20 protein-coding genes are annotated in these 23434 nt (G+C 69.1%); 12 read left to right on the top strand and 8 right to left on the bottom strand.

The genetic code is table 11. The features are described from left to right. Together APZ21_RS29315 and APZ21_RS29310 are read right to left on the bottom strand one after the other, a co-directional pair. Entirely contained in the window at positions 1-1455 is a 1455-nt protein-coding gene (locus tag APZ21_RS29315; protein WP_054816507.1) for an HAD-IB family hydrolase, read from the bottom strand. Then, positions 1452-3911: a glycerol-3-phosphate 1-O-acyltransferase gene (locus APZ21_RS29310; protein WP_082393549.1), complete on the bottom strand. Its 2460-nt coding sequence runs from the start codon at positions 3909-3911 to the stop codon at positions 1452-1454. Before APZ21_RS29310 ends, APZ21_RS29315 begins: the two co-directional genes overlap by 4 nt. A 224-nt stretch (positions 3912-4135) precedes the next feature. Between APZ21_RS29310 and APZ21_RS29305 the strand changes: the two genes are divergently transcribed. Then, positions 4136-5449 (top strand): salicylate synthase, encoded by a 1314-nt coding sequence (locus tag APZ21_RS29305; protein WP_054816506.1) that lies wholly within the window; start codon positions 4136-4138, stop codon positions 5447-5449. Between the two features lie 45 nt (positions 5450-5494). Here the strand turns inward: APZ21_RS29305 and APZ21_RS29300 are convergent, their stop codons facing one another. Then, complete coding sequence (locus APZ21_RS29300; RefSeq protein ID WP_054816676.1) at positions 5495-7111, bottom strand: (2,3-dihydroxybenzoyl)adenylate synthase; 1617 nt, start codon at positions 7109-7111, stop codon at positions 5495-5497. Between the two features lie 120 nt (positions 7112-7231). On the opposite strand from APZ21_RS29300, the gene APZ21_RS29295 reads away from it, so the two are divergent. From APZ21_RS29295 to sigJ, 4 genes are all read left to right on the top strand, one after another. Beyond that, complete coding sequence (locus APZ21_RS29295) at positions 7232-8116, top strand: oxidoreductase (protein WP_054816505.1); 885 nt, start codon at positions 7232-7234, stop codon at positions 8114-8116. Between the two features lie 105 nt (positions 8117-8221). Continuing rightward, positions 8222-8692 carry a carboxymuconolactone decarboxylase family protein gene (locus APZ21_RS29290; protein WP_054816504.1) on the top strand — a complete coding sequence of 157 codons (471 nt, stop codon included), beginning with the start codon at positions 8222-8224 and terminating at the stop codon, positions 8690-8692. 219 nt (positions 8693-8911) lie between these two features. Then, entirely contained in the window at positions 8912-10003 is a 1092-nt protein-coding gene (locus APZ21_RS29285; protein ID WP_054816503.1) for a 3-deoxy-7-phosphoheptulonate synthase, read from the top strand. A 99-nt stretch (positions 10004-10102) separates the two neighbouring features. After that, positions 10103-11020 carry an RNA polymerase sigma factor SigJ gene (gene sigJ, locus APZ21_RS29280; RefSeq protein ID WP_054816675.1) on the top strand — a complete coding sequence of 306 codons (918 nt, stop codon included), beginning with the start codon at positions 10103-10105 and terminating at the stop codon, positions 11018-11020. 46 nt (positions 11021-11066) lie between these two features. Here the strand turns inward: sigJ and APZ21_RS29275 are convergent, their stop codons facing one another. Beyond that, positions 11067-11285 (bottom strand): hypothetical protein, encoded by a 219-nt coding sequence (locus APZ21_RS29275; RefSeq protein WP_054816502.1) that lies wholly within the window; start codon positions 11283-11285, stop codon positions 11067-11069. Positions 11286-11467: 182 nt separating this feature from the next. Here APZ21_RS29275 and APZ21_RS29270 point away from each other — a divergent pair, with 182 nt between their 5' ends. Continuing rightward, a complete protein-coding gene (locus tag APZ21_RS29270; protein WP_054816501.1) occupies positions 11468-12646 on the top strand; it encodes a pyridoxal phosphate-dependent aminotransferase in 1179 nt (392 codons plus the stop codon). A 132-nt stretch (positions 12647-12778) separates the two neighbouring features. Here APZ21_RS29270 and APZ21_RS29265 read toward each other — a convergent pair whose 3' ends face one another. Then, positions 12779-13423 carry a LysE family translocator gene (locus tag APZ21_RS29265; RefSeq protein ID WP_054816674.1) on the bottom strand — a complete coding sequence of 215 codons (645 nt, stop codon included), beginning with the start codon at positions 13421-13423 and terminating at the stop codon, positions 12779-12781. Between the two features lie 266 nt (positions 13424-13689). Here APZ21_RS29265 and APZ21_RS29260 point away from each other — a divergent pair, with 266 nt between their 5' ends. The 4 genes from APZ21_RS29260 to APZ21_RS29245 all read left to right on the top strand — a co-directional run bounded on the left by APZ21_RS29260 (position 13690) and on the right by APZ21_RS29245 (position 18262). Further along, the gene (locus APZ21_RS29260) at positions 13690-15348 is read left to right on the top strand and encodes a DNA repair helicase XPB (protein ID WP_054816500.1); all 1659 of its coding nucleotides are present in this window, start codon (positions 13690-13692) and stop codon (positions 15346-15348) included. 40 nt (positions 15349-15388) lie between these two features. Continuing rightward, a complete protein-coding gene (locus tag APZ21_RS29255) occupies positions 15389-16057 on the top strand; it encodes a DUF3239 domain-containing protein (RefSeq protein ID WP_054816499.1) in 669 nt (222 codons plus the stop codon). Between the two features lie 72 nt (positions 16058-16129). Beyond that, a complete protein-coding gene (locus tag APZ21_RS29250; protein ID WP_054816498.1) occupies positions 16130-16783 on the top strand; it encodes a LysE family translocator in 654 nt (217 codons plus the stop codon). A gap of 18 nt (positions 16784-16801) precedes the next feature. Beyond that, on the top strand, positions 16802-18262 hold the full coding sequence (locus APZ21_RS29245; RefSeq protein WP_307587600.1) for a M1 family metallopeptidase: 1461 nt from the start codon (positions 16802-16804) through the stop codon (positions 18260-18262). Here the strand turns inward: APZ21_RS29245 and APZ21_RS29240 are convergent. Then, the gene (locus APZ21_RS29240; protein WP_054816497.1) at positions 18259-19092 is read right to left on the bottom strand and encodes a hypothetical protein; all 834 of its coding nucleotides are present in this window, start codon (positions 19090-19092) and stop codon (positions 18259-18261) included. The two genes, APZ21_RS29245 and APZ21_RS29240, sit on opposite strands and share 4 nt — an antisense overlap. A 288-nt stretch (positions 19093-19380) precedes the next feature. Between APZ21_RS29240 and APZ21_RS29235 the strand changes: the two genes are divergently transcribed. Beyond that, on the top strand, positions 19381-19902 hold the full coding sequence (locus tag APZ21_RS29235) for an LppU/SCO3897 family protein (RefSeq protein WP_239476892.1): 522 nt from the start codon (positions 19381-19383) through the stop codon (positions 19900-19902). 21 nt (positions 19903-19923) lie between these two features. Here APZ21_RS29235 and APZ21_RS29230 read toward each other — a convergent pair whose 3' ends face one another. Further along, positions 19924-22374, bottom strand: a complete 2451-nt coding sequence (locus APZ21_RS29230; protein WP_082393547.1) for a helicase-associated domain-containing protein — start codon at positions 22372-22374, stop codon at positions 19924-19926. Positions 22375-22490: 116 nt separating this feature from the next. Between APZ21_RS29230 and APZ21_RS29225 the strand changes: the two genes are divergently transcribed. Further along, a complete protein-coding gene (locus tag APZ21_RS29225) occupies positions 22491-22679 on the top strand; it encodes a hypothetical protein (RefSeq protein ID WP_054816496.1) in 189 nt (62 codons plus the stop codon). A 93-nt stretch (positions 22680-22772) separates the two neighbouring features. Here the strand turns inward: APZ21_RS29225 and APZ21_RS29220 are convergent, their stop codons facing one another. Continuing rightward, positions 22773-23399 carry a transglycosylase family protein gene (locus APZ21_RS29220; protein ID WP_054816495.1) on the bottom strand — a complete coding sequence of 209 codons (627 nt, stop codon included), beginning with the start codon at positions 23397-23399 and terminating at the stop codon, positions 22773-22775. Positions 23400-23434: the final 35 nt, after the last annotated feature.

Genomic DNA, 23434 nt, shown 5'->3' with positions numbered 1-23434 from the left:
TCAAGGCGTGGACCGCTCCGCTGTGGACGGCCAGTCGAGCAGGGTACGCAGATACCGCTGCCGGACCTCCTCCACCTCGGCGTCCATCGCCGCCGGATCCCAGGCGGAGACGTCGATGGGGTCGAGAATCGCCACGTCCACGGTGCCGCGCCGCGCGACCATGGAATTCCGCCAGGAGATCTCGCCCGCGTTGCGGATCACCACCGGGATCACCGGTACGCCCGCCTGGTGGGCGATGTGGAAGGCGCCCTTCTTGAAAGGGCCGACCTCGGGGGTGTAGGAGCGGGTGCCCTCGGGTGCCATCGCGATGGACAGTCCGCCGCGCAGTGTCCCTATCACCGGGGCCAATTGGGCCTTCGCGGTCGCGGTGTGGGCGCGGTCGATGAAGGTGACGCCGACGAAGCGCATGAGCGGGCCGAAGACCGGGTTGCGGGTCAGTTCCTTCTTGCCGATTCCGGTCACGCCGCCGCCGAGCACCTTCGGGACGATGATCACGTCGAATTGGCTCTGGTGGTTGAACAGGAATACCGCGGGCCGCGGACTTCGGGCATTGGCCCCGCCGACCACGCGCAGTCGCACGCCGAGCACCCGCAGGGTGGCGCTCGCGCCGCGGTCCATCAGCGCGTCGGCCATATCGCGCCGCCGTCGGGTGTGGACCTTGGACAGCACGCCCGCGACCGCGCCCGCGAGCAGGGCGGCGAAGGCAAGGACGGTGCGCGCGATATCGCCGATGCCGGGGGTGCGGCGTGGGCGGAAAGTCAGCACGGGCCAGTCGTGTTCGGCGGCGGCGACCTCGAGTGCGCGCGTCGGGCCGACCGCGACGGGATGGCCGACCGCGCCGAGCAGCGGCAGATCGGCGTCCGCGTCGGCGTAGGCGTAACTGTTGTCGAGATCGACGTCGTGTTCGGCGGCGAAGGCGCGGACGGCGTCGACCATGCCGCTGCGCCAGCGGGTCTTGCCTTCGACGTGACCGGTCAGCACGCCGTCCTCGGTCGCCATCGTGGTGCACAGCACGTGGCCGACGCCGAGCGCCTCGGCCGCGGGTCGAACCTGGAAGCGGGTGAGCGGACTGGTCAGGACCACGGTGTGACCGGCGGCGCGGTGGGTGGAGATCAACCGCCACGCCTCGGGATACACCCGACCGTAGATGGTGCGGCGGAACAGGTTCGCGCCGAGCGCGTCGAGATCGGCCTCGGTGCGTCCGCCCAGCGCGTGCGAGGCGTGCTGGAGGAACCGGCTGTACTCGCCATCGGTTAGATTGCCGCGGATGCCGTCGCGCAGCACGGTGCGGGCGTCGTCGGAGCCGCGCCGCCGATAGCGCCGCGAACCCGCGTATCCGTCCACCACCGCGCCCGCGAAGTCGAAGAAGGCGGCCACGCGCGGCCCCTGCGGCCCGGTGCGGATCGCCGCGAGCATGGCCGGGAGGTCGCCGGGCGCGCCGCGCCCGCCGGTCATAGCCGCTGCTCCGGTCGATTCGACGGGTCAAGGGCGGCGGCGCGGGAGATCAGCGCGCCGAGGACGCGCAACTGATCGGCGAAATCCTCTCTGCGCCGGATGGATTCGGCCCTGGCCTCGGCGGAGGCGGAATCGGCCGGTTCGAGCAGGCCGTAGTTGCCCGCGAGTTTCAGTGCGCTGGTGAACAATTCGGTCGACACCGATTCCGGACTGTGCAACCGCTGTTGCAGCAGCATCTGCCTGCCGACGGCCACGCATTCGGCGATGAACTGTTTGCGGTCCACCTCGACCGAGGGATCGCGGGCGGCGAGCCGTTCGGCCACCACGAGTTGGGCGTCCACGAACGAGCGCAGGACCCGGTGGGCCATCATGAATCCCGACGCGGTCAACTTCTCGAGTATGTCGGTGCCGAAGGTGTCCCGGCGGGTATGACTGTGCCAGTCGGGATCGACGAGCAGCATCTCCGCGGTCATCTGTTCGGCGAATTCGGCGCGGTCGGGGAAGAAGAACTCGAATTTCAGCAGATCGCGCAGCCGATAGGCCTCCTCCCAGCCCGCGCTGAGCTGATCGACGCCGGGCGCCTCGACCGCGGCCAGGATGGACAGTTCGAGGATGGCCCGGTTGACGAACCAGTGCACCGCGCTGTTGCGGTAGAAGGCCGCCTCCAGATGCGCGCCGCTCTCGATGGAATACACCGGTTCCAGGCCACCGCGGTACACCGTGACCACCTTGGCCAGCGACAGATGTTCGAGCACCACCGCCAGACTCTGCTCGTCGCGCAGCGCGGCCAGTTCGCCGCTCGGCAATCCGCGCTTGTCGATATAGCCGAGCACCGGCGCGAGCAGCGCGCGCACCTCGCCGAGGGTGAGCGCGCGGGAATGCACCCCGAGCAGGGCGAGGGTGGCCAGTGCGTTGACGGTGATGGGGGTGACCTCGTTGATGCGCACGGCGATCTCGAAGGCCAACCGCTGTACGGCCTTGCGCTCGAGGTCGGAGGTTTCGTGGTCGGTCGAGGTCGCCACGGCCTCGACCCGCGCCGCGTCGGTGCGGTGCAGCGGGATGGTGACCGGGGCCTGGGACATGGGATCGCCGTGCGCGGCCAGCCGTTCGCGCGCCGACAGCGGTGCGCCGAATCGCACGTAGACATGTCCGGCCGAATGCTGTTGGCTGCGCACGTATCGCGCCATCCATGCCAGGCCTTCCGACTTCTTCGCGCCGCCGACCTGTTCGTTCGCGATGGCGCCGAGTTCGTTGAGCCGTTCGTAGGTGATGGAGACCGGCACCAGCATCACGTCGTCGACCCTGTTGCCGCGCACCGCCGCGGCCAGATAGTTGAGCAGCCCGTAGCGCGGCGGGCGCAGTTTGCCGGTGCGGGTGCGTCCGCCCTCGAAGTACCACTCCAGGTTGAACCGTTTGGCCAGCAGGTAGGCGAAGTACTCCTCGACCACCGCCTTGTACACCTCGTCCTCGCCGAAGCTGCGGCGGATGAAGACCGTGCCGGTGCGGCGGGCGATGGGCCCCATCGGCCAGAAGTTGAGATTCGCGCCGCCGATGACGTGATTGGGCGGGAAGTCGTTGCGGGCCAGCACATCCCCGAGGACGAAGGCGTCGACGTAGGAGCGGTGCGAGGGCAGGAAGACCAGCGGATAGCGTCGGTTCAGCTTGCGCAGCGCGTCGAGTCCGTGTTCCTCGATGTCGACCCGCCAGGTCGAGGCGTGCACCGGGCGCATCGCCTGGGTGAACAGGTCCGAGACCAGGCGGCTCTGGGCTGCGACGAGTTCGTTGAGGCATTTCTCCGCGCGCCGGTACACCTCCTGGGAGTCCGCGCCGATCCGGTCGGCGATGAGTTCGAGCTTGCGCAGGAATTCCGTATTGTCGAGGATCTCCTCGGCGACGAGTCGCGGCACCTTGTAGCGGTCGCCGATGATGGTGCGCTCGGCGCGTTCGAGGGTGAAGACGGCGGCGCGCACGATGGCGCGGGCGAACGGGTCGGCCGAACCCGCGGTCAGCATGGCAGATGCCTCGGGATTGTTGCGGCGCAGTTCGCTGAGCAGCGCGGGCGCACCGGTGAGGACGACGGTGCGATCCGGCGAGCGGCGCACGAGTCGGCGCTGGGCGAAGCGGTTGGGTTTGCGCGGATTGGTGAGCAGGGCCAGGTCGGCGAAGGTGATTCGGCGGACGCCGTCGCGTTCCGGCGGCAGCCACAGCACGCGGACCGGGACAACCAGCGGATCGTCGCTGCGGCGCACCAGCCGCTCGGCGATGGCGTCGGCGTCGAGGTCGATCTGGGTGACCGGGATGTCGCGGCCGAATTCGCGGGTGAGGCCGCCGTCGGCGAGCCAGGCCCCGACGAGTTCGCGCTCCACCGGCGAGGTCGCGTCTACCAGTGCCACCATCGAATCCGGCGGTGCCGTTCGCGGAGCCGCCGCGGGCGCTTCCCCAGAGTCTTCGATCATGGCGTTCCTCCGCAAACAGGCGATCTTTCTATTCAATCTCTCCGCGGCCGATTGCGCAGGAACTCCGAAGGGCGGAGTTGATCCGGTGTGTGAACGCGACCGGTGAATCACGGGCACGCGGCGGAAACCGCGTGCTGACCGGGTGCATGACGGGACCGCGCCAGCGGCGAAGGTAATGCTAACCTTACTTTCCGAGTCAGGTCAGCATTACCTTTGGAGGATCGTTGTCGACCACGGACGAGCGCTCGCGCGCGGAGTATGTGACCGATCCGGCGGCAGCCATGTCCCGGCTGGCAGCGGCGGATCGGTTCGGCGAGTACGTCGTATACGAGCGTCCGGGGGAATGGGTGTTCGCCGCCGATCCCATCGGCGCTGTCGAACTCGACGTACAACAGTTGCGGGTGACCTGGGAGGGACATGCCACCGCCACCGCGTGGGATGGGACACCGGCCGCCGTACTCGACGAGGCGCTGGGCGGCCTGCCGGTGGACGGCCGCACGGCATACGGCTGGATCGGATTCGAGTTCTGCGCGTGGGCGCTTGACGCGACTCGGCACCTCGATCCCCGTGCGCCACTGGCCCATCTGATGATCCCGCGGATCGAGGTGCGTGTCGGCGCGAACGGCCTCGGCGTCTCCGGGGCGAACCCGGCGGAACTCGCGGAGATCCGCGAACTGATCGCGACCGCGCAGGACACCCCGCTGCCGCGACCGCATCCGATCGATATCCGCACCGATCCCACCGGTTACCTCGACCGCGTCGCCACCGCGGTCGAGGAGATCAGATCGGGCGGATATCAAAAGGTCATCCTGTCCAGGAAGGTGCGACTGCCCTTCGCGGTCGACGTACCGGCCACCTACCGGCTCGGCCGCGCGAACAACACCCCGGCGCGATCGTTCCTGCTGCGCCTGGGCGGATTGGAAGCCGCGGGCTTCAGTCCGGAGCTGGTGGCGTCGGTGGACGACGAGCGGGTCGTGACCACCGAACCGCTGGCCGGCACGCGCGCCTTCGGTCTCGGCGCCGATATCGACCTGGCCGCGCGCGCGGAGCTGATGAGCGACCCCAAAGAGATCGTCGAGCACGCGATCTCGGTGCGGACCTCCTTCGCCGAGATCTCCGCTGTCGCCGATCCCGGCACCCCCGCGGTCTCGGATTTCATGGCGGTGCGCGAACGCGGCAGCGTCCAGCATCTCGCCTCGACGGTGCGCGGCCGACTCGCCGCGGGCCGATCGAGCTGGGACGCGCTCGAGGTGCTGTTCCCGTCGGTGACCGCATCGGGAATTCCCAAACGAGAGGGCGTCGATTCGGTGTTCCGGCTCGATGGCGACTGCCGCGGCCTGTATTCCGGTGCGGTGGTGACCGTTTCGCCGACCGGCGCGCTCGAGGCAACACTGGTGCTTCGCGCGGTCTACCAGAGCGCCGAGGGAGCGTGGCTGCGCGCGGGCGCGGGCATCGTCGGACAGTCCCGCCCGGAAAGGGAATTCGAGGAGACCTGCGAGAAACTGGGCAGCGTCGCGCCGTACGTGGTCAAGGCGTGACCGCCGCGACCGGCCGGGCGTGCGCGCCACCCGGCCCGCGCGCGTTCAGCCACCGGCGCGCAGGGCCTTCTTGTCGATCTTGCCCACCGCGGTCACCGGCAGCCGATCGGCCTGCCGCAGCAGATCCGGCAGTTTGTAGGTGGCAAGACCGCGGCCCGCGAGGAAGGTCCTGATCGCGGCCAGGCTCGGCATCTCGCCGTCCACGACCAGGACCGCGCAGACCTTCTCGCCCAGTGCCGGATCGGGCAGTCCCACGGCGGCGGCGTGCCGGATCGCGGGGTGGGCCAGCAGATGTTCCTCGAGTTCGTCGCAGGAGACGTTCTCGCCGCCGCGGTTGACGACGTCCTTGATGCGCCCGGAGACCACCAGGTGGCCGGATGGCAGTCGGCGCACCAGATCGCCGCTGCGGTAATAGCCGTCGGCGGTGAACGCGCGGGCATTGTGTTCGGGCGCACGGTAGTACCCGCGGATGGTGTACGGCCCCCGGGTGAGCAGTTCGCCCTCCTCGCCCGGCGCGACGTCGTCGCCGTCGGCGTCGACCACCCGCACCTCGTCGGCGGGCGAGAGCGGCCTGCCCTGGGTGGCGCACACCAGATCGGCCGAGTCGTCGAGCCGGGTGTAGTTCAGCAGTCCCTCGGCCATGCCGAAGACCTGCTGCAATCTCGCGCCGAGCGCGGGCTCGATCTCGCGGGCGTTGACCTCGGCCAGTTTCGCGCCGCCCACCTGGAGCAGCCGCAGCGACGAGAGATCGGCTTCCTCCCATTCCACCGCGGCGCTCCACAGCTGGGCCAGCGGCGGCACCACGGCGGTGACGCTCACGCGGTGTCGTTCGATCGCGGCGAAGGCGCTGTCCGGGCTCGGATCGGAGACGAAGCTCAGCGCGCCGCCGACGGCGACCGTGCCGAGGATGCCGGGGCAGGCCAGCGGGAAGTTGTGTGCAACGGGCAGTGTCGCGAGATAGACGTCGTCGGCGGTGAGTTCGCAGATCCGCGCGCTCTCGGTGGCGTTGTAGACGTAGTCGTCGTGGGTGCGGGCGATGAGTTTGGGCAGGCCGGTGGTGCCGCCGGAGACCAGCATGAGCGCGATATCGCTCGCGTCGATCGCGGGCAGCGGTTCGCCGCCCGCCCGCGGCACCGATCCGAGTTCGGTGTGCTCGCCCGCGTCGCCGACCACCAGCACGTGCCGCAGGCTCGCCACCGTGTCCCGGACGGTCGAGGCGAGTTCGCGGTAGTCGAAATCGCCCTGGCGATCGGCGATTACGTAGGCGACCGCCTCCGACAGCGCGGCGAGGTGTTCGATCTCGGCGCGGCGATGGGCGGGCAGGGTCAGGACCGGGATGATGCCCGCGCGCAGCAGTCCGAACAGCACCGCCGGGAATTCCGGCCCGTTGGGCAACTGCACCACGACCCGGTCGCCCGGCGCGATGCCGAGCGCGAGCATTCCGTGTGCCATCGCGTCGGCGTCGGCGTCGAGTTCGGCGTAGGTCCGGCCGGTGTCGAGAAGGGCGGGCCGGTCGGGGGTGCGCCGTGCCGTTTCCCGCAACAGCTCGCCGAGCGGACGACCGGTCCAGTACCCGGCGGCGCGGTAGGACTCGGCCGCCTCGGCGGGGAAGGGCACGTAGCCGTCGCGGTGGCCGGTGGACGCGGTGGCGGGGGAAGTCACGATCTGCCTCACAGGGTTTCGCGCGAACGCGGATGTGGATATCAATATAGGTTAGGCAACCCTACTTCAGAGTCGGCGGAAGGTCCTCGGAGTCGGTCCGGCCGGACTAGACTTCGCCCCATGACCCGTTGGGACACATCGGATATTCCCGACCAGACCGGCCGGAAGTTCATCGTCACCGGCGCCAACAGCGGTCTCGGCGCGGTGACCGCACGGGCGTTGGGCGCGGCGGGCGCGCAGGTCGTGCTGGCCTGCCGCGATACCGCCAAAGCCGAGCCGGTGGCCGCCGAGATCGGTGAGCGGGCGCGGGTCGCTCATCTCGACCTGGCCGATCTCGCCTCGGTCCGCGCCTTCGCCGACGGCATCGACGGTGCGAACGTGCTCGTCAACAACGCCGGCGTCATGGCGGTTCCACTTGGCCGCACCGCCGACGGCTTCGAGCGTCAGATCGGCACCAACCACCTCGGGCACTTCGCCCTGACCGGACTGCTGCTCGACCGCATCTCCGATCGGGTCGTGACCGTCTCCAGCGTCGCGCACACCCGCGGCCGCATCGACCTCGACGATCTGAACTGGGAACGCCGCGGCTACAAGCGCTGGGCCGCCTACGGTCAGGCGAAACTGGCCAACCTCATGTTCGCCTACGAACTCCAGCGCAGGCTCGCCGCGGCCGGATCGGCCAAACTGTCGGTGGCCGCCCACCCCGGCTACGCCGCCACCGACCTGCAATCGCACAACGAATCGTCGCTCCTCGATTCGTTGATGACGGTGGGCAATCGTCTGTTCGCGCAGAGCGCCGAGATGGGCGCGCTGCCGGAGCTGTACGCGGCGACCGCGCCGGTCGAGCCGGGCGCCTACTACGGACCCACCTCCTTCGGCGGGTCGCGCGGCTATCCGGGACGGTCCGGGTCCACTGAGGCGTCGAGGGACGAGAGGGTCGCGTCCGCGCTGTGGGAGTTGTCGGAGAAGCTCACCGGCGTCACCTACGACTTCGGGAAGCAGTAGCGCGGAAGACCGCGACATCCGCTGGTACGCGCGGATGTCACAGTCCCGCGGCACATGTCGTCGTCTCGGTGAAAGCCAAACGCCAACACGAGAGAAGGCGACATCATGAACGCTCGTTTCGATTACTTCGGCACCGCGGACGGCGCGAAGTTCGTCAAGCGCATCGGCACCGCGGGCCAGATCGTGGACAATTCGCCGCTGCCCCGGTCGACGCAGGAACTGGTCAAGTTGCGCGCCAGCCAAATCAACGGCTGCGGCTTCTGCACCGATATGCACAGCAAGGACGCCGCACACGCGGGGGAGACCCAGCAGCGGCTGAACCTGGTCGCGGCCTGGCGCGAGGCCACTGTCTTCACCGAGGCCGAGCGCGCCGCGCTCGCGCTCACCGAGGAGGGCACCCGCATCGCGGACGCGAGCCACGGTGTGAGCGATGACACGTGGGCCCAGGTCGAGAAGCATTACGACGCCGACCGGATCGCGGCGCTGATCTCGCTGATCGCCCTGATCAACGCCTATAACCGCATGAACGTCATCGCCCGAACGCCCGCCGGTTCCTATCAGCCGGGCCAGTGGTGAGCGGTCCGGCCCCCGACCGGTGGCGGGTCGAATCCGCGCACGGCCCTGGTACTGTGACCGACGTGCGGCGCGCGTATTTCTGGTTTAGCAAGCCGGCCCTGGGTGGGCTGGTCTGCGGCAACCTCCTGCGCTGACTCTCCTCCACCCCGAGCCGGATACGGACCGGCTCGACGGGTGATGCGAATCCGTGGGTCGGCCTGAGAAAAGGAACCCACGGATATGACAACCGCAGCCGATGTCGACGCACGGCATGCCGATCTCGACGACCAGCGCACCCTCAGCGTGAGCCCCCTGCGCTCGCCCGCCGAGGTGCGCCGGGTCCACCCGATCACCGACGCGCTCGCCGACACCGTTCGGGCGGGCCGCAAGGCCACCGTGCACGTACTCGACGGCGCCGACGATCGCCTGATGGTGATCGTCGGCCCCTGTTCGGTACACGATCCCGTCGCCGCGACGGACTACGCCAGGCGGCTGGCCGCCAAGGCCACCGAGCTGGGTGACGCGCTGCACGTCGTCATGCGGGTCTACTTCGAGAAGCCGCGCACGACGCTGGGCTGGAAGGGTCTGATCAACGATCCGCACCTGGACGGCTCGTTCGACGTCAACACCGGACTCGGATTCGGCCGCAAACTGCTCGTCGACATCACCGCGCTCGGCCTGCCGGTCGCGTGTGAGTTCCTCGACCCGATCACCCCGCAGTACATCGCGGATCTGGTGTCATACGGCGCGATCGGCGCGCGCACCGCGGCCAGTCAGGTGCACCGCCAGCTCAGCAGCGCGCTGTCCATGCCGGTCGGCATCAAGAACGGCACCGACGGCGATGTGCAGGTCGCGGTGGACGGGGTGGGCGCGGCGGCCGCGAGCCACGTCTTCCCCGGCACCGATCTGGACGGACGCGCGGCGCTCATCCGCACCACCGGCAACCGCGACTGCCACGTGATCCTGCGCGGCGGCAGCTCGGGCCCGAACTACGACGCCGCCTCGGTGGCCGAAGCCCGGCTGAGACTGGACAAGGCATCGCTGCCGCAGCGGCTCGTGGTCGACGCCAGCCACGGCAACAGCGGCAAGGACCACACCAAACAGGTCGACGTGGTCACCGATATCGCCGAGCGCGTCGCGGGCGGCGAGCTGGGCGTGGTCGGCGTGATGCTGGAGAGCTTCCTGGTCGCGGGCCGCCAGGATCTGACCCTCGGCCGCGCCGAGGAGCTGACCTACGGCCAGTCCATCACCGACGCCTGCCTTGACTGGGACACCACCGCGCATCAGCTCGACCGGCTGGCCGAGGCGGTGCGCGAACGCCGCGCCCGCTGAGGCGCGCCGCGCGGGCGACGGCCCGGCTCGTCCCGACTCGGGACGGGCCGGGCGGCACCTCGGTCCGATCCGATACCGGCGGACCGTAGAATGAGCTCGATGGTTGCCGCACTGCTCGCCGAATTGTTCGAATCGCATCGGGCACACTTGTTTTCCGTCGCCTACCGGCTGACGGGCAGCGTCGGCGCCGCCGAGGACGCCATACAGGAGAGCAGGTTACGGCTGGCCGGGGTGCACCAGTCCGAGATCGAGGATCTGCGCCTCTGGCTGACCGGTGTGGTGAGCCGAATCTGCCTCGACCACTTACGCGGTGCCGCGTTGCGCCGCCAGACCTATGTCGGGCAGTGGCTGCCGGAGCCGGTGGTGACCGGGCGGCTGCTCTCGTCCGAGCCCGACGCGCTGGAGTCGGCGGCGCGCGACACGGCATGCCGGATGGCCGCGCTGGTGGCCCTCGACACCCTCGGCACACCGCAGCGCGTGGCGTATGTCCTGCGTGAAGGGCTTTCGATGTCGTTCGAGGAGATCGCCGCGATCCTCGACATCTCCGCGTGGGAGGCCGAACGGTTCGCCCGGGTGGCTCGGGCGGCGATCGCGGCCACGCCCGCTCCCGTCCCGGATGTCGAACACGAGGCGGCGGTGCGGCGGCTGCTCTCGGCGCTGGCCACCGGTGAACTGGCCACCGTCAAGGGCGCGCTGCATTCGGACGCGACCCTGATCGGCGATGCCAACGGGACCACCTCGACGGCGGTGAATATCGTCGGCGGTGCGGAACAGGTCGCCCGTTTCATGTTGGCCCTGGTGCACCGTTACGGCATCGGCGACTCCGCCGATTCGGCGACTCGCTACGAATTCGCCACGGTGAACGGCCAATTGGGCCTGGTGATGAATCTGGATTCGGAACTGTTCGAGCAGGACTGGCATCCGGCCCGTGTCGTCGGGTTCACGGTGTGCGACGGATTGATCTGGGGGACCTACGATCACGCGAATCCGGCCAAGCTGTCCGGCGTGCGCCTGTGAGCGACGCCGGGCCCGCCCTCGTCGACGGGCCCGACGCCACGGTCCACTACGGAATGGTCGAGCCGGTGAACCAGTCCCCGGTCGAGGATCCCGTGCCCTGATTCCCAGTTGTCGAGCCGGTGAAGAAATCCCCGGTCGACGATCCGGTGAACCATCCACCGATATCGGTGAGCACGTCGTGGGCCGCGGTGCGAAGGAAACCGAGTACCGTACCGGCGACCTCCGACGCGGCCGGTTGCAGTACTAGGTCGAGGTAGGAGGCCATATACGCCCCTTTCGAGATTCCGCCGCATTGGGGTCAGCGGAGTTGTGAGGTAGAACACGGCGAGGCTAGCCGCCTATGGGAAAACGCACAACCATGCAGGTAGAAGCGCTGATTCAAATGTGAAACATAGGTGTTCGCTATCTATAGGCAACGATAGTGACCACTGGGCTACTCTCCGGTGTATGTTTTCGCAATCCGCGACCGTCGATCGCCTCCGCCCCTTCGCCTCGACGATTTTCGCCGAGATGACCGATTTGGCCATCCGGCACGGAGCGGTCAACTTAGGTCAGGGATTTCCGGACAGTGACGGTCCGGCGGGCATGCTCGAGGTCGCGCGCCAAGCCATCGCCGACGGGCTCAACCAGTACCCGCCCGGCCGCGGAATGCCTGCGCTGCGTCGAGCCGTTGCCGCCGATCGCGCCCGCCGATACGGCACCGAATACGATCCCGACTCCGAGGTGCTGGTCACCGTCGGCGCCACCGAGGCCATCAGCGCCGCGCTGTTGGGGCTGGTCGAACCCGGCAGCGAAGTGGTGCTGATCGAACCGTATTACGACTCCTACGCCGCGGCCGTCGCGCTCGCCGGCGCGACCCGGCGCACCGCCCGACTAGTGCCCGACGGCGACCGTTTCGTCCTCGATCTGGACTCACTGCGCGCCGCCATCACCCCCGCCACCCGCATGCTCGTGGTCAATTCGCCGCACAATCCCACCGGGACCGTCCTCGGCCGCGCGGATCTCACCGCCATCGCCGAAATCGCCTGCGCGCACGATCTGCTCGTGCTCGCCGACGAGGTGTACGAACACCTGGTCTTCGACGGTGTGGAACACATCAGTCTGGCCGCCCTGCCCGGCATGGCCGAGCGTACGGTCGTGGTCTCCAGTGCCGCGAAGACTTTCAGCGTCACGGGTTGGAAGACCGGCTGGGCCTGCGCACCGGCGCACCTGCTCGACGGCGTGCTCGCGGCCAAACAGTTCATGACCTTCGTCGCGGGCGGGCCCTTCCAGCCCGCGGTCGCCTACGCGCTGGCCAACGAGCTCGACTGGGTCGCGAAGCTGCGGGATACGCTGTCGGACCGCAGGATTCGGCTCTCCACCGCGCTGGCCGACACCGGATTCGACGTGAAGTACAGCGCGGGCGGCTATTTCGTCTGCGCCGACATCACGCCGATGGGAGCCACCGACGGACTCGAGTTCTGCCGGTCGCTGCCGGATCGACTCGGGGTCGCCGCCGTTCCGGTCAGCGTGTTCGCCGACGACAAGGCGAGCTGGGACAGGCTGGTGCGTTTCACCTTCTGCAAACAGGACCGGACCCTCGACGAGGGGGTCCGCCGATTGCGTGCGGGTGTGGGCGTGAGCTGAGCGCGAAGGCCGGCGGGCGCGTTCGCCGACGCGGACCTGCTCGACGAATCATCGCCGGTGTCGCGCCGGTCACCCTCCGCGGGGCGCGCCCGTGCCGCCGCCGCGGGCGAGCACGCGCAGGCCGTACCCCACTTATGCGGACGCGGGCCGCGTCCGGTCGGTGATCAGCAGGACCGCGATCGCGCCGAGCGCCGATCCCATCACCAAGCGCTGGGCCCGCAACCACAGCGGCCTCGCGGCCACTAGCGCCGCGATCGCCCCCGCGCCGAGGACGATAAGCCCGTTGACGGTCAGCGCCACCGCGATCTGCACCGCGCCCAGGCACAGGCTCTGCAACCACACCCGCCCGGCGTCCATGTCGATGAACTGCGGAATCAGCGCCATGTACAGCACGGCGATCTTGGGATTGAGCAGGTTGGTCAGCAGTCCCATGGCGAACAGCCGCCGGGCCGGGTCGGCGGGCAGCGCGCTCGGCGTGAAGACCGAGGCACCGCCGGGTCGGATCGCGCGCCAGGCCAGCCACAGCAGGTAGGCCGCGCCCGCGGTCTTCACCGCGAGGTAGAGGCCGGGCACCACCGCGAAGACCGTGGTGATCCCGGCCGTCGCCGCGGTCAGGTACACCCCGAATCCCGCGGCCACCCCCGACAGCGAGACCAATCCCGCCCGTCGTCCCTGCGATACGGTGCGTGACACCAGATACATCATGTTCGGCCCGGGGGTCAGCACCATGCCAAGTGCGGCCGCCGCCACTCCCAGCGCCGCCGCAGTCTCGATCATGCTCCGATCCTCATCCCGCGGGGCCGCGCCCGTCTCGGTCCACTTCGACACCGGTGGACCGCGCCCGGCGCGCGTCCGGGATGCGACGAAAGTCACCCGGGGAACAAATCGTGGGTACTCGGCGCTGTAGTTTCCCTGTTCGAGGACATACGACGCCGCGACCCGGTTGTCGGATGCCTCGGGGACAATGGGCGGGGTCGGCGAGCCGGGCGGGGCGCGGTCGGAGGGCCGATGCCGCGTCCGACCGCGAGATACGAGGAGAGACTGTGACAGACGGTCCGCTGATCGTGCAGAGTGACAAGACGCTGTTGTTGGAGATCGACCACGAATCCTCCGATATGGCGCGCCAGGCCATCGCGCCCTTCGCCGAGCTCGAGCGCGCGCCCGAACACGTGCACACCTACCGGGTGACGCCGCTGGCCCTGTGGAACGCGCGCGCGGCCGGGCACGATGCCGAGCAGGTCGTCGACGCGCTGGTCACCTACTCGCGCTACGCGGTGCCGCAGCCGCTGCTGGTCGACATCGTCGACACCATGGCCCGCTACGGCCGCCTGCAACTGGTGAAACATCCCGCGCACGGTCTGACGCTGGTGAGCCTGGATCGCGCGGTGCTCGAGGAGGTGTTGCGGCACAAGAAGATCGCACCCATGCTCGGTGCGCGCATCGACGATGACACCGTCCAGGTGCATCCCTCCGAACGCGGGCGGATCAAGCAGATGCTGCTGAAGATCGGCTGGCCCGCGGAGGATCTGGCGGGCTACGTCGACGGCGAGGCGCATCACATCGCTCTCGACTACGAGGGCGGGCACTGGGAACTGCGCGACTACCAGCAGATGGCGGCGGATTCGTTCTGGGCGGGCGGCTCGGGCGTCGTGGTGCTGCCGTGCGGCGCGGGCAAGACGATGGTCGGGGCGGCGGCCATGGCGCAGGCAAAGGCGACGACGTTGATCCTGGTCACCAATACCGTCGCGGGCAGACAGTGGCGGCGCGAACTGCTGGCGCGCACCTCGCTGACCGAAGACGAGATCGGCGAGTACTCGGGCGAGCGCAAGGAGATCCGCCCGGTCACCATCGCGACCTATCAGGTGATCACCCGTCGCACGAAGGGCGAGTACAAACATCTCGAACTGTTCGACAGCCGCGACTGGGGCCTTGTCATCTACGACGAGGTGCATCTACTGCCCGCACCGGTGTTCCGCATGACCGCCGATCTCCAGTCACGCCGCAGGCTCGGACTCACCGCGACCCTGGTGCGTGAGGACGGCCGCGAGGGCGACGTGTTCTCGCTCATCGGCCCCAAGCGCTACGACGCGCCATGGAAGGACATCGAGGCGCAGGGCTGGATCGCGCCGGCCGATTGCATCGAGGTGCGGGTCACGCTCACCGATGCCGAGCGGATGGCGTACGCGACGGCAGAACCCGAGCAGCGCTACAAGCTGTGCTCGACCGCGCGTACCAAGATCGCGGTGGTCGAATCCATCCTGGCCCGGCATCGCGACGCGCCGAGTCTGGTGATCGGCGCCTATCTCGATCAACTAGACGAACTGGGGGTCGCGCTGAACGCCCCGGTGATCCAGGGTTCGACGAAAACCAAAGAGCGCGAAGAACTCTTCGACGCCTTCCGGCGCGGCGAGATCCCGGTGCTCGTGGTGAGCAAGGTGGCGAACTTCTCCATCGACCTACCCGAAGCATCTGTCGCGGTGCAGGTTTCGGGTACCTTCGGTTCACGTCAGGAGGAGGCGCAGCGTCTGGGGCGGTTGCTGCGACCCAAACACGACGGTGGGCAGGCGCACTTCTATTCGGTCGTCGCACGCGACACGCTGGATGCCGAGTACGCCGCACATCGGCAGCGTTTCCTCGCCGAACAGGGGTATGCCTACCGCATCACCGATGCCGATGATTTGCTCGGACCTGCGATCGGATAAGTGGAGGAACATCCTCCGTAACGTGTGCTAGGAAGAGGACGTGCGACACTTCGAATTCGCGGTGGACCGCAGGCACGCCCATGCGGTGAACGAAGTGTTCGCCGCCCTGCGCAGACTTCGCCTCATGGCGATCGCCGCCGCGGTCTTCGCGGCCGCGGGGACGGCGTACCTGATCTGGTTGAACCACCCGTGGTCCTATCTGCTGGCCGTGGCATTCGCGCTCGGCGCGGTCGTCGCGCTCTGGGTGGCGCTGTGGGCGCCGCACCGGTCGAGCATCGACAAGCTGTACGCCACCGGTGAGCTGGTGCCCGCCGTGGTCTCGGAGACCCACGACTCCGGGGTTGTGCTGCTCGCGCTCGTCGCCGTGTCGAAACCGGACGCCGCCGACCCGCGTTACGCGCTGGTGACCCGCAAGGTCCGTGATCTGCCCGGCCACAGCAAGCGGGCCGGCGAGCGAGTGCCCTCGGTGGCGGTTCGCACCGATCGCGCGCCGCGTCAGGTGGGCGAACGGTGGCAGACGGTCAGCGCCATGCCGATCGCGTGGGGCACCAGGGATGTGGCCGTCATAGACCGGGCGCGCGCGGCGATCAGCGAGGTGGAGTGGCGGTTGCTCACCGACAATCTCGAACTCGCGGGCAAGGTGCGCAGCACCTCGACCAAACGGCTGCTGCTCGATCCTCAGCAACTCCCTGGCGACCTCGGCTCCTGATTTCGCCCGCGCCGCACGGACACTCGTCCGGCGGACCGGAAACCGGTTGCGCGCGGCTCTAGAATCGTGAGCATGGTCCCGGCTTCCAATCTGCTGGCATTCCTCGCCGCGGCATTCGTCCTGATCGTCGTCCCGGGGCCGGGTGTGCTGTTCACCATCGGCCGGGCGCTCACCCTCGGCCGCCGTGCCGCTCTGTTGTCGGTGCTCGGTCACGCCGCGGGCGTCTACCTGGCCGTCCTTCTCGTCGCGGTGGGGCTCGGCACCGTGCTCATGGCGTCGTCCTTCGCGTTGTCGGCGGTGAAGATGGCCGGCGCGCTGTATCTGGTCTACCTGGGGGTGCAGGCCATCCGGGAACGCAAGTCGTTGCGCGACGCGCTCGGCGCCACGGCCGACGCCGCACCGCGCGAGCGCGGCTCGACCACGCGGGTGCTGCGTCAGAGCTTCCTGGTCGGGGTCACCAATCCGAAGGCGATCGTCTTCTTCGCCGCCATCCTTCCGCATTTCTGCGATCCGTCGGCCGGGCCGCTGCCACTGCAATTCCTCATTCTGGGCAGCGTGTTCATCGCGGTCGCCCTGGTTTCCGACAGTGTGTGGGCGCTGCTCGCGGTCGCGGCGCGCGCCTGGTTCGCGCGTTCGCCGCGTAGGTTGGAGGCCGTCGGCGGCGCGGGTGGCGCGCTCATCGTCGGACTCGGCGCGTCGGTGGCGATCAGCGGCACGGCGGACTGAATCAGCTACCATCCAGCGATGCCGAAACCCGGTGCGGCCGATACGAGCCGCGCCGCCGTGGTGCGGGAAGGGATGGTGGTCGTGCGCTCGTCGGGGCGGTGGATCGCGGCAATGGCCGTGGCGGTGGCGGCGACGGTCACGGCGGGACCCGCCCACGCCGATCTGTTCGTCGGCTCGCCCGGCCTCGGCGACCCGTACTACCCGCTGGACGGCAATGGCGGTTACGACGTCGGCCACTACGACGTCACCATCGACTACGACCCGTCGAATCGGGAACTGCGCGGGCGCACCCGCGTCGACGCCACCGCGACCGAGCCGCTGCGGGTGTTCAACCTCGACTACGACGGCCCACCGGTGCGCATGGTCTCGGTGAACAATCTGCCCGCCGCCTTCGACCGCAACGGCGAACACGAACTGACCGTGACCCCGCTCGTGCCATTGCTGCCGGGACTGCCGTTCACGGTGCTGGTCGACTACGACGGCACCGCTCAGGACCGGGCGGGGGAGGGCTGGACCATCGCCGACAGCGGCGGCGCCTTCGTCGCGGGCGAACCGCATTCGGCCACCTCCTGGTACCCGCTCAACGACACACCCGTCGACAAGGCGACCTTCACGCTCAACGCCACCGTGCCCGCCGAATGGGACGTGGTCTCCAACGGCCTGCGCACCGCCGACACCGTGACCGGTGGCCGGCGCACCGTCGTGTGGGAGACGCGCCATCCGGTCGTTGGCTATCTGACCACCGTCGCCATCGACCATTTCGAGTATCTGGAGCAGCGCCGCGCCAACGGCACACCGCTACTGAGCGCGTTCGCGACCGAGGCCGGACACAATCGCGCCGACGAGCAACGGCTGCCGGAGGTCCTGGATTTCCTCGAATCGCTCTACGGCCCTTATCCGTTCGAGTCGGCGGGCGGCATCTACGTCGATGTCGACCTCGAATTCTCGCTGGAGACCCAGACCCGGCCCATCTACGCGCCATGGACCGATCTGCCAACCGTCGTGCACGAGATCACGCACCAGTGGTGGGGCGATTCCATGTCGGTGCGGCAGTGGTCGGATATCTGCCTCAACGAATGCTTCGCCAGCTATACCGCCGACTATCTGTGGCCGGAACGCATGGACGGCGTCGACGTCGACGCGGAGTATCGCGAGACCGTCGCCGAATTCCGCCACGACGGGCGGTTCTGGGATATTCCGCTGGGCAATCCGGGTACGGGCCGGGAATTCACGTCGGTATATTCTCGCGGTCCGCTGTTCCTGCACGCGCTGCGCCGCCTGCTCGGTGACGACGTGTTCTTCACCGCCATTCGCGATTTCGTCGTCGGCCACACCTACGGCAATGCCTCGATGGCCGAGCTGCGCGAGTTCGCGCAGCGCCGCTCGGCCACCGATCTGACCGGCTTCTTCCGCGCTTGGCTCGACGGCGCGACCATTCCGGCAGAGGAGTACCTCTTCCCGGGCGCGCTGCGCGGCTAGTCGCCGTCGAGTTCGTCGCGCGCGCGGCGCAGTCGTCGTTCGGCGCGGTCGAGCTGCCGCTGTTCGTGTCGAAGTCGTTCCCGCGCATCATGTTCGGCGGACTTGGCGAACCGCCGCCGCTGTTCGGCGTCGGCCAGTTCGGCGCGCAGGCGGGTCAGGTGGTCGTCGGCCGTCGCCGACTCCTGTGCGGCCCGCTCGGCCGCCGCCTGAGCGGAATCCCTTGCCGCTCGCGCCGATTCGAGGCCGGAACGCGCGTCATCGAGTTCGGCGCGGGCCGCGTGCGCGCGTTCGGCGTCGGGATCGGTCGCGGCGGGTTCCTCCGGGACGGGCGGCGCCACCGCGGCCAGTGCAGGTTCGTTCGGCCCGAAACCGTCGTAGGTGACCGCTGTCGTCAGCGTGCCGTCGGTGATCTGTTGGGCCACAGCGGGATCGGCGAGTGCGGCGGTGAGCGTCTGCGCCACCTCGCGCAGGATCGGCTCGCCGACCGGGCGACCCGCTTCGGCGGCGAGTGCGCCGGCTCGCCGAGCCAGCGCGGTGACGGCCTGCTGCCGCCGGGCTCCGAGGGCCCGCAGCTGATCGCCGGACAGTTCTCGCTGTGCGGCGCGCAGGGCCGCACCGAGCCGCAGCAGCGCGTCGAGTTCGCCGGGCGTCGAGCGGGTGAGCAGGTTGACCGTCCACGCGGCGACCGTCGGCCTGCGCAGACGTCCGATATCGGCCGCGAGTTCCCGATCGCCCGCGGCCCTGGTCTCGCGCGCGAGCGCGTCGCGTGCCGCCACGAATTCGGCGGGGTCGAGCCCGTACAGGTCGCGAGCGGCGTCCGCGAGGGTCATACTTGCCAAGCGTAACGACGGGTCCGCTCGGAGCGAAACACAGCACGAGTTGGGCAAACGTCCACGATGTGGGCGATCTATGGAAGGTATTGCGAGTGAACAGTTTCGGACTTCAGTTGCTGACCGGTCTGGTTCCCAGGATTCTCGGCTTCGCCCTACTCGGGATGTACGGTCTGACTCTCTGAGGCCCGTCCGAACGGCCGGGGACTGATGCGGCCACCGCGACCTTTGGGTATCCTCACCGCGTTCACGACCAGCGTGAATATTTTCGGTGAGAGAGGTTTTCACGTGAAGTACCCGGGTGTGAGAGCGCAGGCGCGAATCGCCTCCGCACTCTTGGCGGTGGCCGCGGCCGCGGCGGCGATCACAGGGTGTTCGGCAGTCGACAGCGTCACCAAATCGGATGTCGCGAAGACCGAGGTCGGCGATTGCATCAACATCACGAACAACTCCATGACCGCCACCGAGGGCGAATCGATCGACTGCTCCTCGCCGAAGGCCGTCTATAAGGTCTTCCGCACCTTCGACACCAAGACCGAATGTCCGTCGAACGAATACACCAGCTACACCGAACAGTTGGTGAGCGGCGCGACCACCTTCATGTGCCTCGCCCCGAATTTCCAGCAGAACGCCTGCTACAACGACGTCGCCACCTCGCCGTACAAATGGGTCGATTGCGGCTCACCGGAGGCCACCTTCAAGGTCGTGCAGCGCATCGACGGCCAGACCGACGAAATGCTGTGCACCGACGCCGACCGGTTCATCACCGTGCCCGATCCCAAGACCCTGTACTGCGTGACGAAGCCCTGACCTGCCGCGACCTCGACACGGTCATTCCACCAGCGCCACCGAGGCGATCCGATGCAGGGTGAAATGTCGGACCGCGCCGGTCACCGGATCCAGCGCGTCCAATTGGCCGTTACCGACCTTGATCGGTTCGACCACGCGCTGTGACGCGACCCCGGACGCGTCGACATAGCCGATATTCACCGGTCGCCGCACCCTGGCCGCCAATTGCAGCAGAGCCAGGGTCGCGGCGGTGCTGGTTCGGGTGCCGTCGGTGCGCACCGTCTGACCCGAGCGTGCGCCCGCGGCGCGATCCCCGGCCCGCAACTCAGCGACCAGCGATTCCAGCTGTTCGGTGCTCGGCGGGGTCGGACGGTATGGCCGGCGGGCCGCCGGGCGGGCGGCGACGCGTGCGCCGCGTCGGCGCAGGTCGACGATCACGCCCGCGGAATCCTCACCGGCGGGCGCGAATCCGGCGGCGCGCAGTCGGTCGAGCACCTCGCCCAGTGGCGCGAGGGCGATGGCCACGGTCGGCGCGATGGCGCGCATGGCGAGTTCGCCCGCGACCGGCGCGGCCAAAACCTGGGCGAGCAGGGCGGGATCGTCGCTGCGCAGGAACGACTGCGCCACACCCGCCCGCAATTGCCCGTGCCGCCGCGCGACATCATCGATCAGATAGGTCAGCGCCTGCGGAACCGGTGTGCGCGAATGGGTCGCGAACAGGGTGTGCAATTCGGCGGCGGTCAGTCCCGCGTCCAGCGCGCGGCGCACCGAGGCCTCCCCGACCCGGTACACCGTCGCGGCGCCCGCGGACTCGACATCGGCCACCAGCGCGATCCGCTGCTGGAGTTCGGGCAGCAGCGGACCGGGCGCGATCACCGTGAGATCGGCCTGGACCAGGACGTGGTCGACCGGTTCGGGCAGCGCCTCGGCCATCGCGGTCTCGGCGTCCGCGGCGGCGGTGGGGCCGTCGTGCAGCAGCGCGCGGGCCGGGTGGGCGAGCGCGCCGCGGCCGAGCAGTCCGACCTCGCCCGCCTCGCGCAGCGTATTGTCCACCGCCTCGGTACGGAAATGCCTGCGCCTGCGCGGCTGCCGCCACGCCAGTAGTTTGCCGATCTCGGCGGCGGTCAGCGACACGCCCGTCGGATATTCGGCGAGCAGGTCCACGACCGCGCGCCGGTCGCGGGCCGCGTGCGGATTGCGCAACTCGATCGACAGCGCGGCCAGCGGTTTGTCGTTGGGGTCGCGCATGCCGATCATCCACGGCATGCGATCGAGTTCAAGCCAGGTCCGTGCGAGCAGCACCCAGCGGCGGGCGGGCGGCGAGTCCCGCCAGGCGTCCGAGGACGGGGTGGGCGCCCAGTAGTCGTCGGTGGCGTCGATATCGGTATCGGGCTCGGGTTGGCCCTTCTCGATCAGTTTCGCCGCGGCCAGCAGTTCCACGAGTAGTCCGGCGCGGCTCTCGTCGATGCCGACCTGTTTGGCGATCCGCCGCAGCTCCCGCACCCCGAGTCCGCCCGCGCGCAGGGCCGGGGCCGGGTTCTGTCCGAGGGATTCCAGAATGTCCGCGCAGTGCCGCAGCAGCTCACCGACCTCGCCCGCCGCGGTCCCGTTCACCTCGGTCGCGGCGTGGTTGCCCGGCTGCGGTTTCGGCGGTGTCAGCACGTGCGGGTGGGTCACCGGTTCGTTGCGCAGGATCTGGCCCACCGTGACCGGCAGCTCCACCGTCTCGTCGTCGACGCGGTGCAGCAGACGGCGATCCAGCAGCCGGGGGATCGGCCGGTCCCGTGGCGCGCTCGGTGCGGCGTCGCGGCTGCGCCCGCGCGGACCCGTGGTGGCGAGTTTGTCCAGCAGCGCGCGTTCGGCGGGGGCGAGTTCGGCCAGTGCGGACCGGATCTCCGGTTCGGTCAGCGCGTCGGGCAATTCGGTCGTGCTGCCGAGCGGCCACGGCATGGCCTCCGCGGTGGCCGGAACCAGATGGACCGCCTCGCCGTCGAACCAGATCAGCGCGCGGGCGCCGAGCCGGTACAGTGCGGCGTCCAGCGCCGTCTTGGTGGCCCGGCCCTTCAGCGCGGCTTGGAGGTCCTTGCGGTTCAGCGGTGTGGCGTCACCGGCGGGGCGGGCGGTGGCGTGCGTCATGAGCATCTCCACCACCGCGAATTCGAGGGTGTCCAGATCGTCGGTGGCGCGCAGCACCGAGGCGCGCTGCTGCGCGCGCGCGGCCAGAACCGCCATCGAGGAGGGCAGCGGCACCGCCAGGTCGGGCCGCAGATGCAGCAGGGTGACCAGTTGGGCATCGGTGCGCGCGGCGAGCCATCCGGCCAGCGTGGCCGTCTCGCGCGGCGGGGTGCGCGCCCGCGTCCGGTCGGCGGTCGGCTCGCCCGCGGCCTCCGCCGGGCTCGACACCGTGTCCGGCCGCGAATCCTCGTGCTCGGGGTCCTCCGCGCGCGGCGGAGCCGCCGAAGCGGCGCTCGGAACGCTCGACGAGTTGCCCATGTGCTCCCGAGATCGTCGTTGTGTCACCTTTCGGTTTCGAGCGTAATCCACCGGGGGCGTCCGTCGCCCGGTGAGCAGGAACTGACCCGGTTCGATGGACATGCCACAATGAGACGGTGGTGAACAAATCGAAGAAACCGTATGTCGACAACGGCTGGCCGGAGCTGGCCGACGGTGCCCATGCCGTCACCGAGCTCTCGTCGACTCGCTCCGGGAATCTTTCGCCCTTCGGCGAGGACACCGAATTCCCGCTGCCTGCCGATCAGTTGCCGTACCTGCACCCGCACACGGTGATCAATCGCTGATCTACGGCGAACAGGCCGATAGATACGAACAAGGCCCCCGCATCCTCGAGGATGCGGGGGCCTTGTTCGTGGCGAGGCCGCCTACGGTGTGGATTACTGCGGGAGCATGCCCTTGTTGGCCTCGTAGAAGTTCACGACGTTCGGGTCGAGCTTGACGCCGTTGGTCTTGGCGGCATTGAAGAAGTCGAGGGCCTGCTGCGGGATCTGCACGCCCTGCTGCTGCACCACGGCGATGGCGCGATCGACGGCCTGGAAGATCTCCTGGCTCGAATCGGCGGCCGCGGGGATCTGGGCCTGCGGTTCGGGGTTCCAGCGCGGAGTCTGGGCGGCGGGCGCGGAGCGAGGAGTCGGGTTGCTGCTCAGTCCGAGCTTGGACGAGCACGAGGGCCATGCGCCCCAGCCCTGGGATGCGAGCACCTTCTCGGCGACCACGATCTGCTCTTCGCGGCTCGCCTGGTTGGCGGTGGCGGCGTATTCCTGCCCGCCGTGGGCGTTCCAGGTGCTCGGCGAGAACTGCAGACCGCCCTGGAAACCGTTGCCGGTGTTGATGCCCCAGTTGCCGCCTGCTTCGCACTGTGCGAGGCGATCCCAGTCGGAGTCGGGTGCCGCGCTGGCGTTTCCGGCGAGGGCCACACCAGCGGTGCCGATGATGGCGCCGGTGACGGCGACCTTGGCAACGGTGCGACCGGTGGAAGTCGGCTTGCGGTGGCGTCCACTCATATCGGGTGTCTTCCTCTCGTCCGCACCTGCGAGGT

Source organism: Nocardia arizonensis (genome assembly GCF_001310275.1).
Taxonomy (GTDB): Bacteria; Actinomycetota; Actinomycetes; order Mycobacteriales; family Mycobacteriaceae; genus Nocardia; species Nocardia arizonensis.
This window is presented reverse-complemented; position numbering and strand designations above follow the sequence as displayed.

Excerpts from the sequence above, each read along its gene's own strand:
- APZ21_RS29315 (WP_054816507.1), bottom strand. The coding sequence starts at position 1,455 with ATGACCGGCGGGCGCGGCGCGCCCGGCGACCTCCCGGCCATGCTCGCG.
- APZ21_RS29310 (WP_082393549.1), bottom strand. The coding sequence starts at position 3,911 with ATGATCGAAGACTCTGGGGAAGCGCCCGCGGCGGCTCCGCGAACGGCA.
- APZ21_RS29295 (WP_054816505.1), top strand. The coding sequence starts at position 7,232 with ATGACCCGTTGGGACACATCGGATATTCCCGACCAGACCGGCCGGAAG.
- APZ21_RS29290 (WP_054816504.1), top strand. The coding sequence starts at position 8,222 with ATGAACGCTCGTTTCGATTACTTCGGCACCGCGGACGGCGCGAAGTTC.
- APZ21_RS29285 (WP_054816503.1), top strand. The coding sequence starts at position 8,912 with ATGACAACCGCAGCCGATGTCGACGCACGGCATGCCGATCTCGACGAC.
- sigJ (WP_054816675.1), top strand. The coding sequence starts at position 10,103 with ATGGTTGCCGCACTGCTCGCCGAATTGTTCGAATCGCATCGGGCACAC.
- APZ21_RS29275 (WP_054816502.1), bottom strand. The coding sequence starts at position 11,285 with ATGGCCTCCTACCTCGACCTAGTACTGCAACCGGCCGCGTCGGAGGTC.
- APZ21_RS29270 (WP_054816501.1), top strand. The coding sequence starts at position 11,468 with ATGTTTTCGCAATCCGCGACCGTCGATCGCCTCCGCCCCTTCGCCTCG.
- APZ21_RS29265 (WP_054816674.1), bottom strand. The coding sequence starts at position 13,423 with ATGATCGAGACTGCGGCGGCGCTGGGAGTGGCGGCGGCCGCACTTGGC.
- APZ21_RS29250 (WP_054816498.1), top strand. The coding sequence starts at position 16,130 with ATGGTCCCGGCTTCCAATCTGCTGGCATTCCTCGCCGCGGCATTCGTC.
- APZ21_RS29245 (WP_307587600.1), top strand. The coding sequence starts at position 16,802 with ATGCCGAAACCCGGTGCGGCCGATACGAGCCGCGCCGCCGTGGTGCGG.
- APZ21_RS29240 (WP_054816497.1), bottom strand. The coding sequence starts at position 19,092 with ATGACCCTCGCGGACGCCGCTCGCGACCTGTACGGGCTCGACCCCGCC.
- APZ21_RS29230 (WP_082393547.1), bottom strand. The coding sequence starts at position 22,374 with ATGGGCAACTCGTCGAGCGTTCCGAGCGCCGCTTCGGCGGCTCCGCCG.
- APZ21_RS29220 (WP_054816495.1), bottom strand. The coding sequence starts at position 23,399 with ATGAGTGGACGCCACCGCAAGCCGACTTCCACCGGTCGCACCGTTGCC.